At 62.1% G+C, this 13,344-nt stretch carries 6 protein-coding genes and 2 pseudogenes; 1 reads left to right on the top strand and 7 read right to left on the bottom strand.

The window, feature by feature from the left end; all coding sequences use genetic code 11:
- Positions 1 to 114: 114 nt before the first annotated feature.
- From ngg to mnmC, 7 genes and pseudogenes are all read right to left on the bottom strand, one after another.
- Complete coding sequence (ngg, locus tag JN403_RS23065; RefSeq protein ID WP_205484466.1) at positions 115 to 1,863, bottom strand: N-acetylglutaminylglutamine synthetase; 1,749 nt, start codon at positions 1,861 to 1,863, stop codon at positions 115 to 117.
- A gap of 3 nt (positions 1,864 to 1,866) precedes the next feature.
- Positions 1,867 to 3,639, bottom strand: coding sequence for an N-acetylglutaminylglutamine amidotransferase (locus JN403_RS23060; protein WP_122624610.1), 1,773 nt, complete (start codon positions 3,637 to 3,639; stop codon positions 1,867 to 1,869).
- A 434-nt stretch (positions 3,640 to 4,073) separates the two neighbouring features.
- Positions 4,074 to 4,301, bottom strand: a complete 228-nt coding sequence (locus JN403_RS23055; RefSeq protein ID WP_122537513.1) for a hypothetical protein — start codon at positions 4,299 to 4,301, stop codon at positions 4,074 to 4,076.
- 135 nt (positions 4,302 to 4,436) lie between these two features.
- Complete coding sequence (locus JN403_RS23050) at positions 4,437 to 5,534, bottom strand: lipocalin-like domain-containing protein (protein ID WP_205484465.1); 1,098 nt, start codon at positions 5,532 to 5,534, stop codon at positions 4,437 to 4,439.
- Positions 5,524 to 8,003 (bottom strand): annotated as a pseudogene (locus JN403_RS23045) (FtsX-like permease family protein). The gene JN403_RS23050 and the pseudogene JN403_RS23045 overlap by 11 nt, the downstream one beginning before the upstream one ends.
- 1 nt (position 8,004) lies before the next feature.
- Positions 8,005 to 8,673 (bottom strand): ABC transporter ATP-binding protein, encoded by a 669-nt coding sequence (locus JN403_RS25740; RefSeq protein ID WP_275900187.1) that lies wholly within the window; start codon positions 8,671 to 8,673, stop codon positions 8,005 to 8,007.
- A 171-nt stretch (positions 8,674 to 8,844) separates the two neighbouring features.
- Positions 8,845 to 10,842, bottom strand: a pseudogene (gene mnmC / locus JN403_RS23040) (bifunctional tRNA (5-methylaminomethyl-2-thiouridine)(34)-methyltransferase MnmD/FAD-dependent 5-carboxymethylaminomethyl-2-thiouridine(34) oxidoreductase MnmC); the annotation flags it as partial.
- A gap of 135 nt (positions 10,843 to 10,977) precedes the next feature.
- Here mnmC and JN403_RS25735 point away from each other — a divergent pair.
- A complete protein-coding gene (locus JN403_RS25735; protein ID WP_240356746.1) occupies positions 10,978 to 13,344 on the top strand; it encodes a DUF6543 domain-containing protein in 2,367 nt (788 codons plus the stop codon).

Here is a 13,344-nt window from a genome sequence, read left to right as displayed (position 1 = left end):
TGTGGCGCAAATTAACCTGATAGCGGAGTCGCTCGCGGTACCGGTCCGGCGGCGACGCATTCGTTGCCATACCGGACCAGTTGCGGGCACGCGCACTGCTACAGGGATTTCGCCTTAGCCATGAGCAGGCTGGCTGTGGGGAAACAACAGATCGACGAAGCGCTCGGCTGTCGGTTGTGGCTCATGATTGGCCAGGCCGCAGCGCTCGTTCGCTTCGATAAACACATACTCCGGCTGATCAGCTGCAGGGACCATCAGGTCCAGGCCGACCACCGGGATGTCGAGGGCGCGTGCGGCTCGTATGGCGGCGTCCTTCAGTACCGGGTGAAGAATCGCGGTGACGTCTTCCAGGCAGCCGCCGGTGTGCAGGTTCGCGGTACGGCGTACGGCCAGCCGCTGATCGGCCGGTAACACACTGTCAAAGCTGAAACCCGCTTCCTCAACGGTGCGATGGGTTTCGTCGTCCACTGGAATCTTGCTCTCGCCGCCCGTGGCTGCGGACCGACGACGGCTTTGCGCTTCGATCAACTGACCCACGGTGTGACGGCCATCGCCAATGATCTCGGCAGGACGGCGGATGGCCGCTGCCACCACCTCAAAACCGATCACGACGATGCGCAGGTCCAGGCCTTTATGAAAACTCTCTAGCAGCACGCGGCTGTCGAACTGGCGAGCACGCTCGACCGCCGCCTGGACGTCCTCGATGGTGCGCAGGTCCACGGCCACGCCCTGACCCTGCTCGCCGTCAACCGGCTTGACCACGACGCGCTGATGTTCTTCCAGAAACGCCAGGTTGTCGTCACCGTTACCCGCCAATTGCTGCACCGGTACTTCCAGCCCCGCCGCCTTCAGCGTCTTCTGGGTCATGCGCTTGTCCTGGCACAGCGTCATGCTGACGGCGGTGGTCAGATCGCTCAACGACTCACGGCAGCGCACACGGCGACTGCCATGGATCAGCGTGAACAGTCCGGCCTCGGCGTCATCCACCTGCACCTCGATGCCGCGACGATGGGCTTCTTCGACGATGATCCGCGCGTAGGGGTTGAAGTCTGCCTGTGGGCCGGGGCCGAGAAACAGCTTTTCGTTGATGCCGTTTTTACGCTTGATGGCGAAGGTCGGCAGATTGCGGAAGCCCAGCTTGGCGTACAGGCTTTTTGCTTGTTCGTTGTCATGCAGCACCGACAGGTCCAGGTACGCCAGGCCCCGGCTCTGGAAGTGCTCGACCAAATGACGCACCAGCACTTCGCCGACGCCAGGCCGTGTGCATTGCGGATCAACCGCCAGGCACCACAGGCTGCTGCCCTTTTCGGGATCGTTGAAAGCCTTTTGGTGATTCAGGCCCATCACGCTGCCGATCACGGCATTAGTGGTCTCGTCTTCAGCAATCCAGTAGACCGGGCCGCCCTGGTGCCGAGGTGTCAGAAGAGCAGGGTCGATGGGCAACATGCCACGGGCGATGTACAGATTGTTGATCGCGGTCCAGTCACCTTCGCTTTGCGCTCTGCGAATCCTGAAACCACGAAACACGCGCTGGGCGGGGCGGTAATCGCTGAACCACAAACGCAAAGTGTCTGATGGGTCGAGAAACAACTGTTGCGGCGATTGCGCCAGCACCTGCTGCGGTGCGGCGACATACAGGGCGATGTCGCGCTCACCCTGTTTTTCGTTGAGCAGCTCCTGCGCCAGAGACGCAGGATCAGGGTAGGTGTGGCCAATCAGCAGCCGTCCCCAGCCGCAATGCAGAGCCAGCGGTTCTGTCTCAGGCGTGCTGCCGTCCTCGGCAAGGCGAGCCTGCAAGCGCTCGTACGATGGCGTCTGGCCGCGTAGCAAACGCTGGTTATGGATCGAAGCGTTGGCTTTCATCGGTCAGAGTCCTTGTTCGCTGAGCCACAGGTTCAGCGCCGCGAGCTGCCACAACTTGGAGCCGCGCAGTGGCGTCAATTGGCCCTGTGGATCGGTGAGCAGTTTGTCGAGCATGACCGGGTTGAACAGGCCTCGGTCCTGGCTTGGATCAAGCAGCAGATCGCGGACCCAGTTCAGCGTATTGCCTTCCAGATGCTTGAGTCCCGGCACCGGGAAATAGCCTTTCTTGCGATCGATGACTTCCGACGGGATTACCAGGCGAGCGGCTTCCTTAAGCACCTGCTTACCGCCATCCGGCAGTTTGAAACGGCCAGGTACCCGTGCCGACAGCTCGACCAGTCGATAGTCGAGGAACGGGGTGCGGGCTTCAAGGCCCCAGGCCATGGTCATGTTGTCGACGCGCTTGACCGGGTCATCCACCAGCATGACGGTGCTGTCCAGTCGCAGGGCCTTGTCCACCGCCGCATCAGCCCCTGGCATCGCGAAATGCTCGCGCACGAAATCGCCTGCGGCGTCATTCGCGGTCAGCCACTTCGGCGCGACGGTCTCGGCATATTCGGCGTAACTGCGGTCAAAAAACGCATCGCGGTAAGCAGCGTAGGGATCGCTGGCGCCGTCTACTTGCGGGTACCAGTGATAGCCGGCGAACAACTCGTCCGCGCCTTGGCCGCTCTGAACCACTTTGCAGTGCTTGGCCACTTCGCGAGACAGCAGGTAGAAGGCGATGCAGTCATGGCTGACCATCGGCTCGCTCATTGCCCGAAATGCGGCGGGCAGTTGCTCGATGATTTCGCTTTCCTTGATGCGCAGCTGATGGTGGTTGGTGCCATAGTGTTTGGCGATCAGGTCCGAATACTGGAATTCGTCACCCCGTTCGCCGCCCGCGTCCTGGAAACCGATGGAGAAGGTCGACAGATCCTTAACGCCCACTTCGCGCAGCAGGCCGACGAGCATGCTCGAGTCAACGCCGCCGGACAGCAGCACGCCGACGTCCACCGCAGCGCGTTGACGGATGGCAACGGCTTCGCGGGTGCTGTCGAGCACGCGGTCGCGCCAGTCTTCGAGGGTCAGATTGGCTTCGTCGGCGCGCGGGCCATAAGGCAGCGTCCACCAGACCTTCTGCTCGACCTTCCCTTCGGCACTCACGCGCATCCAGGACGCCGGCGGCAGTTTCTCGATGCCGGCCACCAACGTGCGTGGCGCAGGCACAACGGCATGGAAATTCAGGTAGTGATTGAGTGCGACCGGGTCGAGCATCGGGCTGATGTCGCCGCCTTTCAACAAGGCGGGCAGGGCGGAAGCGAAACGCAGGCGCTTGTCGGTGCGCGACAGATACAGCGGCTTGACGCCAAGACGGTCGCGGGCGATGAACAGGCTTCTGTTGTCGCGCTCCCAGATGGCGAACGCGAACATGCCGTTCAGCTTGGGCAACATGTCAGCGCCCCAGGCGTGGTAGCCCTTGAGCAGCACTTCGGTGTCGCCGCCGGAGTGGAACTGGTAGCCAAGGCTTTCAAGCTCGGCACGCAGTTCCGGGAAGTTGTAGATAGCGCCGTTGAAGGCCAGGGACAAACCCAGGTGACTGTCGATCATCGGCTGCGCCGAACCGTCCGACAGGTCCATGATTTTCAAACGACGGTGGCCCAGGGCAATCGGCCCCTGGCTATGGAACCCCCACGCATCCGGGCCGCGGGCCGCGAGATGATGGGTGATACGTTCTACTGCGGCGAGATCCGCAGGTTGATTGTCAAAGCGTAGTTCGCCAGCTAATCCGCACATCAGTCCTAAACCCTTTATGTTTCGGCGTGTTTGGCGTTACCGGGATTGCGCGGCGGTGAATGCCGGGTTCATTCCGGACATCAGGCGCATGGTTGCGTACGTGTGGCGCGTGGCGTACATCCTGCGCTGTCTAATCCCAAGCTCGCGCAATGCACTCAGCCAGTAACGTTTCGGCCCTGTTTCGGCGCGGATAAGACCCTGACGTGAATCCGCTTACTTCAAAAGCGAACACATAATCAGGGCGCGCTGCCGTCAGCGGCCTAGCTTTATCGAGTGCAGGCAGGCGTGGATCGTTCAATAAAAAAACATTGCAGGCGAGGGAGGTGTGGCCGGGTTTTTAATCACCGACGAGGTTTTTCGTGGGGTGCCGACGCGCTCACAGGTTCAAGAAGCGCTGCCCACGTGATGTCTGGGAAGCGCATATCTCGCCCGACTCAACGCGATCGGTTGGCGATCCGTAAAGCTGCGGTTTTGATGTACCTCACCGAGTTGGCAAGGTTACCGGCGTGACTTTCGAGGAGCATGAGGTCCTCTTGTCGACACACAACTCTCTGAGCCTTCAGGTAGATGGCATGACCTTCGAGAAATTGCGACAGAGAGTCAAAGTAAGCCGCCGAATCTTCAAGATCCAGCTGCATATCTTTCAAGCTTAATGTAGACATCGAGGCTCCAGACGCTATTGAAGCAGGCGTCCTGGCCTGACGGGGTTGGGATATCGGGTTCACTGTCCGATTCTTTGTTTATCGGCAGCCGCCAGGAAACTTTAGATGATTCTGAGGGTCCGTCGCGGCGGCATGTCAGTAGCCCGTCATCTCCAGATACCCCACACCCTCATGGCTACCGTTCAGGGTGACCGGCCCTTCCCAATAGGGGATCTGCAAGTTCATCCATGCCTGCGGGTTGAGCGCTTCGACGGCAATGTCCACGGCCTTCGACGGGATTTTCACCGACCAGCGTGTGGGGATGTCGCGGCCTTCAACGTCAGTGGTGTCTTCCGGTACCAGTTCTATGTCCTTCGCCGCCAGTTGTTCGGTGCTGCCATCGGCGTTGATCCATGTCCCGGTCAGGTACGGTTCACCGTCCCTTTGCCGCATGCGATACAGCATGACTTCGGTGCCATCACCCAGATGCAGCGAGAACCAGTCCCAGCCTGTCTGATTGTCCGTGAGCGGCTGGCTGCTCCACTCCCGGTCCAGCCATGCAGGCCCCGACACCTGATAGGTTTTGCCGTCAATCTCGATGCTGCCGTCCGCCTGAAAAAACGGCTGGCTGTAGTAGTACGACGCCTGACCCTGCTCGGACTTCTGACTGAAACCCTGTTTGCCTTGCAGCACCAATGGTTTCGTGGCTTTCAGGTGCAGGCGATAGTTGAACTGCGGACCGCTGGCCTGCAACTGCATGTCCGCCAGCGGGTCCTTGTTGGCAGACTGGCTGATGAAGGACCAGTCATCGATCCAGGCTGCGAACGGCGCCAGCGTCACACCGGCCTGCTGCACGCCGCCACGGGCGTAGCGTTCCGCTGCGAAATGGTCGTCTCGGGACGTCACTGCCGCGTGGCCCATCCACAGGTTGCGGTTATTCCAGCCAGAGCCGTCGCCCTGAAAGCCTTTCGCACGGGGCAGTGCGTTGCGAAACAGCGTCCATTGCACCCCAAACGACTGGCCGTCGGCATCCTTGAGATTGGCGGTGACGTACCACCACTCGATGCGGAAGTCATCGTGGGGGCCGTGGTCGTCGGGAAAAGCGAAATGCCTGTCCGGCGTTACCTGTGCGTAGCTTGAAGCGTCGTCGGCAAGGCCGGCGAAGCCTTTCTCTTCCTCGGGCTTTTCATCGCAGCCGCTCAGCAGCGTGATGAGCAGTAGCCCACCGAAGAGGATCAGGGCCTTAACCTTCATTGGCGAAAGTCCTCAGCAAATCGGCGGGGCGGGTACGGTACAAACGGTAGAGCGGCCACGCCGAGGCCAGCAGTGTGGCAAGCATCGCCAACAGCGTCAGGCGCAATAGCTGCATGGGGAACACCTGCAGTGGCAGGCGCCAGCCGAAGGCTTGCACGTTGATCACAGCGTCCAGGCACCACGCCAGCAATAGCCCCAGCGGAATCGCCAGCACCAGCGTCAGCACCGCCAGCAACCATGTTTGCGCCAGATTGAGCAGCATCAATTGCCGCCGCGTCACACCCAGCGCCCATAACGGCGCCAGTTGCGCGAGGCGGCTCTGGCTCTGGGTCAGCAAGCTGATGAAGAGGGCGACACCAGCGACCATCAACGTCAGGCTGTTCAAAGCGGCGGTGGCGGCGAAGGTGCGTTCGAAAACCTGCTGCGACCAGGCCTTGAGCTGGATCTGATCGACGATGCGGTTGTCGTCGATGGTGAATTTGTTGTGCAGCACACGTAGCAGCTGCGGGATGGCTTTGGGATCGATGCGCAGATTGAAGCGGTTGGGCGTCAGTTGCGGCCAGTGATTAAGCAGGTGGTCAGCGTTCACCAGCATGTGGCCCTTGGGGTTGCCGTAGTCGGCGTAAATACCGACAACGCGCAGCGGCCACGGCCCGTCCGGCGCGGGCAGGTTCACTTCATCGCCAACGCTGACGTCCAGGCGGCGGGCCAGCTGTTCGCTGAGCATCAACGTGTCTTCCTGCGCCAGTTGCTTCCACGCATCCCCGCTCGCCGACTCCAGCAGCGGCCAGTGCTGGCGATAGTGCGGATGGTCAATCACGCCATACAGCTCGGCTGGCCAACCATGGAGTTGCACTGAAACCTGCCAGTTGGGCAGCACCGCTGACGTCAGCGGTTGCTGACTCAGCCACTGCTGCAAGGGTGCGGCCTGGGCCGGATTCTGCGGATTGATATACAACTCTGCGCTGAGGCGTTGTTCCAGCCAGTGAGTGAATGTCTGGCGGAACCCCGACGTCATGCTGCCCGCGCCGATGTTGGCGGCCATGGCCAGTAACAGGGCCATCAGCGCCAGACTCAGGGCCGGCAGTTGCTGGCGGCAGTCGGCGAGAAACCACTGCCCCAGCACCGAGCGGTTCCTGCCCAACAGTGCGTTGAGCAGCAGATTGAGCAGCACCGGCAGGCCCAGCGCCGCGCTCAGCAGGAGACTCGCCATCAACACAAAGCCCAGCGCCAGGCTATCGCCAAACAGCCCGGCCAATACCGCAATCAGCGCTGAAACACCGGCGACCCAGCCTTGGCGCCGCAGCCATTTGGCGTGGGTTTCATGCCACGCCTGGGCATTGGCCAGCGCCAGCAAAGGCAGGCGCGCGGCACGCAGCAGGCTGCTGGCGCCTGCGAGAAACGCGCCGAGCAGACTGACGCCCAGACCACTCAACCACCACCAGATGCTCAGGTTCAGATGCCCGGCGACTTCAGCCCCGTACAGCCCGCGCAGACTCGCCGCCACATCGGGCAACAGCGCGCTCGCCAGCCAGTAACCACTGATGACGCCGGCGATGCCGCCGAGTAAGGCCAGCACGCCGAGCTCGACCACCAGACTCACCATCAACCCACGCGCGCTAACCCCGCAGGCGCGCAGGTTGCGCAGCAGCCCGCGACGCTGTTCAAGTGCCAGACCAATCGCCGCATGCACGATGAACAGGCCGACCACGAATGACAGGAAACCCAGCGCGTCGAGGTTCAGGTGGAAGCTCTCTGTCAGCCTGCCCAAGTCGTTGTCTTCGCCACTTTTGCGCAGTACCAGCTCGCCCTTCAGCTCGGCGGGCAACGCAGGGGCGTTATCGGCAAAATCCTTGGGCAGCACCAGTCGCGAGATCTGATTCGGCTGATTGAGCAGCTGCTGGGCGAAGCCTATGTCCATGAGTAGCACGCCCGGCGCCATGTCCGTTTTCGCACGCAAGGGGGCAGCACCTTGCCCGATTCGATGACCGGCTGCTGGCCTTCATGCAGGCCGAGGGCCGCGAGGGTCTGCGGTGAAATCCAGGTGGTGCCGGGAGGCGTGAAGAAGTCGACGATCTGCTCGGTGTCCAGCGATTGCCCCGCCAGCGCGGTGTTCACTGGCAGTGAGACCGGCTCTATGCCGAGCACCGTCAAACGCTGCTCCGGCGCTTGCTTTAGGTTTACACGACCGCGCAATGCAGGTGAGACCGGCCAGCCGGCGCGGCGCAGGGTCACGAACAGGTCCTGGGAAAAGTTGGCGCCGTTGGGCGAGACCAGAATTTTCTGGGGCTCGCCGCCGATCATCTGACTGGCCTTGGCGTAGCTTTCACGGGCCTGGCTGTTCAGCGCCTGCACGCCGGTGAGCAGGCTGGTTGCCAGCCACAGGCCCGTGAGCACGCTGAAAAACTGCACGGGATGGCGCCGCCAGTGGCTCAGCAGTGCTTTCAACGTCCAGTAGAAGACCGCCATCTCAGCGTTCGCCTTCGCTGACCAGCCTACCCAGGTGCAGCACGGCCTGACGCTGCAATCGCGCGGCCACCCTGGGGCTGTGAGTCACCATCAACAGGCTTGTGGTGCTGTCGGCCAGGAGGTCAAGCAGCAACTGCAGCACTTCATCGCTGGTGGCTTCGTCCAGGTTGCCGGTGGGCTCGTCAGCGAGCAGCAGGGCTGGGCGCGAGGCGAGTGCCCGGCCAATCGCAACGCGCTGCTGCTGACCGCCGGACAGCTGTTCGGGGTAGCGCTTGAGCAGCGCGCCCAAGCCCAGTCGCTCAGTGAGTTCAGCCTGCCATTCAGGCTGATAGCGCCCGGCCAGACGCGCCTGAAATGCCAGGTTGTCCTCGACCTTCAGACTGCCGATGAGGTTGAACTGCTGGAACACCAGACCGATTTCCGTGCGTCGCCAGTTGGCCAGTTGCGCCTCGTTCATCTGGTCGAGACGCTGTCCGGCGATCTCGATGCTGCCCTTGTCCACGTGGTCCAGACCGGCCACCAGATGCAGAAGTGTGCTCTTGCCGCTGCCGGACTCACCCATCAACGCCAGACTGCCGCCCTGATTCAGTTGCAGGTCCGCTCCACGCAAAACAGCCAATGGGCCCTGGGCCGTGGCATAGCTCTTGAACACACCCTGGACTTGCAGCATCGACACGCACCTGAATGGAGGGATGGGCTGGAGGATAACGGTTTGGCCGGAGCCGATGTAGCTGGCGAAGCAGTGGATCTTCGGAAGGAGGAAGAAGTTGCGTCGGATAGCGGCGGCGGGCGCCTGGACAGCCGATACCGCAGGCTTTTCTATTTCCCTCGAACTCAGCCCGCGCAGCGCGAATCGGTTGGGGTGACAGGCTTCGGCCACGCTTCGCGGCAGTGGCAGCGGTTCATCATTCAGCCAGGCGGCGATCAGTTCGCCTGACAACGGCGCAGTGATCAGGCCGCGAGAGCCGTGACCGCTGTTTACATACAAACCGTCGAGCCATGGGCATTCGGTATCCGGCGTCCGGCGCGCGTCCTTGCGCAGCACGGCGTACGTTTCAAGGAATGCTGCCCGGTCCGCGAGCGGCCCGATGATAGGCAGGTAATCCGGGCTGGTGCAGCGAAACGCGGCGCGACCTTGCAACTCCTCGGCGGGCAGCGCGTCGGCATTCAGCCGCTCGGTCAGGTCCTCGGAGATTTCCCGCAGCAATTCGAGATTGCCGAGGTGCTCAGCCGTGCTCGGCGTCAGGTCATCGCTGTTGAAGGCGAAGCTTGCGCCCAGCGTATGTTCGCCAGCGCGCGCGGGCGCTACGTAACCCTCGGCGCACACGACAGTCGTCAACGCCTGGCTTCCGGAGGTTGCAGTCAGTCGAGTGATCTGCCCGCGAATTCGCTTGAGTGGCAGGTCCGCGCTGGGCGGGAAGCGTTTGATCTCGGCTGCTCCCGCCAGCACGACGACGGGAGCGCAAGCCAACAGTCGCTCGCCATCCCACGCTTGCCACAGCACGCCGTCGCGCCGCAGCTCGATCACCTCGCTGTGGGTTAGCAGTTCAATGTTACTTGCGCTGGCCTGATCGCGACACAACGCCGGTGGATGCACCCAGCCACCTTGCGGGTAAAACAAACCGCCGCTCTTCAACACCACACCCGCCTGCGACTCAGCGTCAGCCCGGTCCAGCACATGCAGAAGATCGTCGGGAAAGGCCGCGGCGAGTTGCGCCTGACGCTCACGCTCTTTTTCATCGAAGGCCAACTGCAGCACGCCGCAATCGTCCCAGTCGATGCCCCGTTGCAGCCGCTCCAGCAAACGTCGCGTGTGACCAAATCCGCTCAAGATCAGCTGCGAGAGCGCGGTGCCGTGGGCCGACAGCTTCAGGTAGAGCACGCCTTGTGGATTGCCCGATGCTTCTTGCGCCAGATCCCCGTGGCGCTCCAGCAGACTGACGCGCCAACCGCGCGCGGCCAGACTCGACGCGGTGGCGCACCCGGCCAGCCCAGCGCCGATTACCAATGCTGTGCGAGGGGTGTCCGGTGAACGGGGCATTGAACGAGGTCGGGCAAACCAGGGCTTGTCACGTGGGGGCGTTGCCACGTCTGCGGGCCAGCCGATAAAGCGGCCTTTAAGCACCTCCCACTTATGCCCGATCCCCGGCACGCGCTTCATTTTAAAACCGGCTGCGTTCAAGGCCCTGCGCACCCAGCCGGTGCTGGTAAAGGTGCCGATGGTCGAGCCCGGTGCCGCCAGCCGCGCCAGCTCGGCGAACAGCTCGGGCGTCCACATTTCAGGGTTTTTCGCGGGCGCGAAACCGTCGAGAAACCACGCGTCGATCTGCCCGTCGAGTTGCGGCAGCATGTCCAGCGCGTCGCCGATCAGCAAGGTCAGCGTGACGCGGCCGCCATCGAAGACCAGCCGCTGGAAGCCCTGATGGACTGCCACGTATTGGCCCGCCAGCTGGTCCGCTTGCTCCTTTAGCTCGGGCCACAAACTCAGCGCGCGCTGCAGATCAGCCCGGCTCAGCGGAAATTTTTCGACGCTGACGAAATGCAGGCGGGCGTCTGCGACTGCGCTGGCGTTGAACAGCTGCCAGGCACACAGGAAATTCAGCCCGGTACCAAACCCGGTTTCGCCGATGACCAGCCGACCGCCCGCCGGCAACGCGGCAAAGCGCTCGGGCAGCTCGTTCTGAGTCAGGAACACATGGCGGGTTTCATCCAGGCCCGACTCGGTCGAGAAATAGACGTCGGAGAACACCCGCGAATGCGGATTGCCGTGTTCGTCCCAGTCGATCTGCGCGTGGCCGTGGACAATCCCGGCAATCTGGGTGGGGTCAATGGTAGTCATGTTCGGCTCGGGACGGGCGAGGTGGCGATGTTACTCCAGCGTCCGGGGGCCGTGCACTACATATGTATGCCACTTTGCGGGTGCGTTCCTGTTTATCTATGCGCCTTTGATCACACGCAGAAACAAGGACGTAAGATGAACACCGCCAGTCAGGCTCTCACGACTTCATTTATTCAGAATACGCTACCGCAATGGTTCATCCAGGCGACGCCAGCCTTGCGCGATGCGCTGCGCCAGGACATGACCCTCGCACAGGCTGCCCGCGAAGACCTCAATCAGGTGCTCCAGCGCATTCAGGGCTTGCCGGCGTTCGCCAGGCCGTTGCTGATCCAGGCCCTCGACACCGAGTTCGGGCGGGGTCTCGATGTCGATCGCGACCACTTCTTCCACGCCAGATTCCAGCGCGACTGGCTCACAGGTCGTGCTTCGCCGCAGCGTTCCAGCACGCGTTCGCTGCTGGCTGCCGCCCTGCAAAATTTTGAAGCGGTGGAGGCAATGGAAGCGGATCGTGAAAGCACCTCGGCCATCCTTGGCGGCACGCCAGACACATCTGCGGGGCCAGAAAGCGTTCATGCATTGAACGTAAGCCCCGGTCGCTTCATCGAACTGTGCCGCCGGCTTGACCTGGGTGGCCAGTATCAGCGGCACCTGCATCATGTACTGCACCCTGTCGCGAGGCCGGACGTTCCCGGTAGCCTGGGCAGCGATGACATCAAGGCGCGCATTATCGAGCACGCCCGTCTGGCCTTGCGGGTCGACTCCCACATTGCACGCCTCAAGGGCGCCATTGATGAGGCGCAGTACCAGATGTTGCTGCAGCTCGACGCCTACGGCCCTGCGGATGAGGTGTCTACCCTGCAACTGCTGGGCTGCAAGCTTCGCGGGCCGCTGTTATTCAAAGCCTCCGAGCAGACGCGTTGCGTGGTGTACCTGCCTGGCGACGCCGATTGCTCCATTCAGTCCTATCCATCGCTGGACCATTTCACGCAAGCGTTGCGGACCAAGCTGCGTACAGAGGCGTATCAGCGCTACTTCGACCGCTTCATCCCCGAGCGCAGCAAGGCAGCATTTTTCAAGCGGCTGCATGAGCGCCTGGCACCCCATGTTCTGCACAGCGTCGCCCGCGGCAAAGGCTTCCACCGACAGCTGATCAGCGTTTCGGAAGTGGATCAGAATGCTTTTCTCGACCTGGAAGCCATCGACGTGGGCGGCGCGCTGGGTGATGTTTTCTATCTTCATCAGATGCTGCGACTGAAAGACGACGCTCGCGTACTGGCGGTCCCCACCGATGACGAGGACCAGAAAACCCGCGACCAGCGCCTCGCGGACTGGCTGGACTACGGCATGGACGCGCTCAATTTCGCTGCGCTGTTCGTTCCCGGTCTTGGCGAAGTCATGATGGTTGTTGCGGGCGCGCAATTGCTGGACGAGACCTTCGAAGGCATTGACGCGTGGCGCCATGGCGAGATGAATGAAGCACTGGATCACTTGGGCAATGTCGCGCAAAACCTGGCATTCATGGGGGCGCTGGGTGTCGCGGGTGCCGTAACAGGCGCAATGGCGGCAGAAGCTGCGGCGTCGCAGCCACCTTCGTTCATTCGACGCAGCGTTCCGGCCCGAAATGCTGCAGGTCATCTGCGCCTGACCGACGTGGGCGTTGCCCTGCGTCGCCTCCATCCGGAACTCGCGGACATCGACGACAAAGCCGTTGGCCGGATAATGGCAGTCAGCGGGGTAGACGAAGAAGAGCTCGCGGCATTGCACATTGGCAATCAACCTGCGCCGGCAGCGCTGCTCGATACCGCCAAGCGTTTTCGCCTGAGTCAGCAGGCGGCAGACTCCGCTGATGCTTTCAACGCGGCCTACCTCGCCACCGAGCAGTCAAACGACCCGCTGATTACCCTGCTCAGACGGGATTTTCCCTCCCTTACGCTGGCAGCAGGCCGAGAGCTGATCGCGGAGACCGCGGGCGAACAAAGGGTTGCCATGCTGGACACTCGGCGCATCCCGCTGGAAATGGCAGGAAAGGTTCGTGGGCATTTGCGTCAGACCCGCATGAGCCGCGCGCTGGAAGGCTTTTTCCTGACGCCCAGTACGGCCAATGATGATCTTCAGCGCCTGACGTTGCGCAGCCTTGAAACATTCCCGGGATGGCCGGCTGACCTTCGCATCGAACTGAGGGACGGCAGCGCCACCGGGTCCTTGCTGGACAGCATTGGTGCGAAAGACGCCGCCCGACGCCGCGTATTGATCAAGGGCGACAAAGGCTTTCAGGTAGAGGGTACCGAGGCGCCCGAAAAAAGTCAGCTTGTTTGCCGCGCTCTTGCGTGCGCTGCCCGAAAGCAGTCGCCAGGCGATGGGGTTCAACGATCTGGAAACGGCGGCAAAGGTGTTCAAGCGCCGCATTTTCAATTGGGTCCGGTCGCAACCGAAATGGGCGGCCGAGCAATTGGGGCAATGGACGTTGCCGACTGGCTTCAGGCCGCCGCGGCGTCTGCTTGA

It is taken from the genome of Pseudomonas sp. 15A4 (assembly GCF_016925575.1).
Classification (GTDB): Bacteria; Pseudomonadota; Gammaproteobacteria; order Pseudomonadales; family Pseudomonadaceae; genus Aquipseudomonas.
The sequence above is the reverse complement of the archived record's forward strand: the minus strand, read 5'-3'. Positions and strand labels throughout refer to the sequence as shown.

Coding starts and splice junctions, on each gene's coding strand:
- ngg (WP_205484466.1), bottom strand. CDS start 1,863: ATGAAAGCCAACGCTTCGATCCATAACCAGCGTTTGCTACGCGGCCAG.
- JN403_RS23060 (WP_122624610.1), bottom strand. CDS start 3,639: ATGTGCGGATTAGCTGGCGAACTACGCTTTGACAATCAACCTGCGGAT.
- JN403_RS23055 (WP_122537513.1), bottom strand. CDS start 4,301: ATGTCTACATTAAGCTTGAAAGATATGCAGCTGGATCTTGAAGATTCG.
- JN403_RS23050 (WP_205484465.1), bottom strand. CDS start 5,534: ATGAAGGTTAAGGCCCTGATCCTCTTCGGTGGGCTACTGCTCATCACG.
- JN403_RS25740 (WP_275900187.1), bottom strand. CDS start 8,673: ATGCTGCAAGTCCAGGGTGTGTTCAAGAGCTATGCCACGGCCCAGGGC.
- JN403_RS25735 (WP_240356746.1), top strand. CDS start 10,978: ATGAACACCGCCAGTCAGGCTCTCACGACTTCATTTATTCAGAATACG.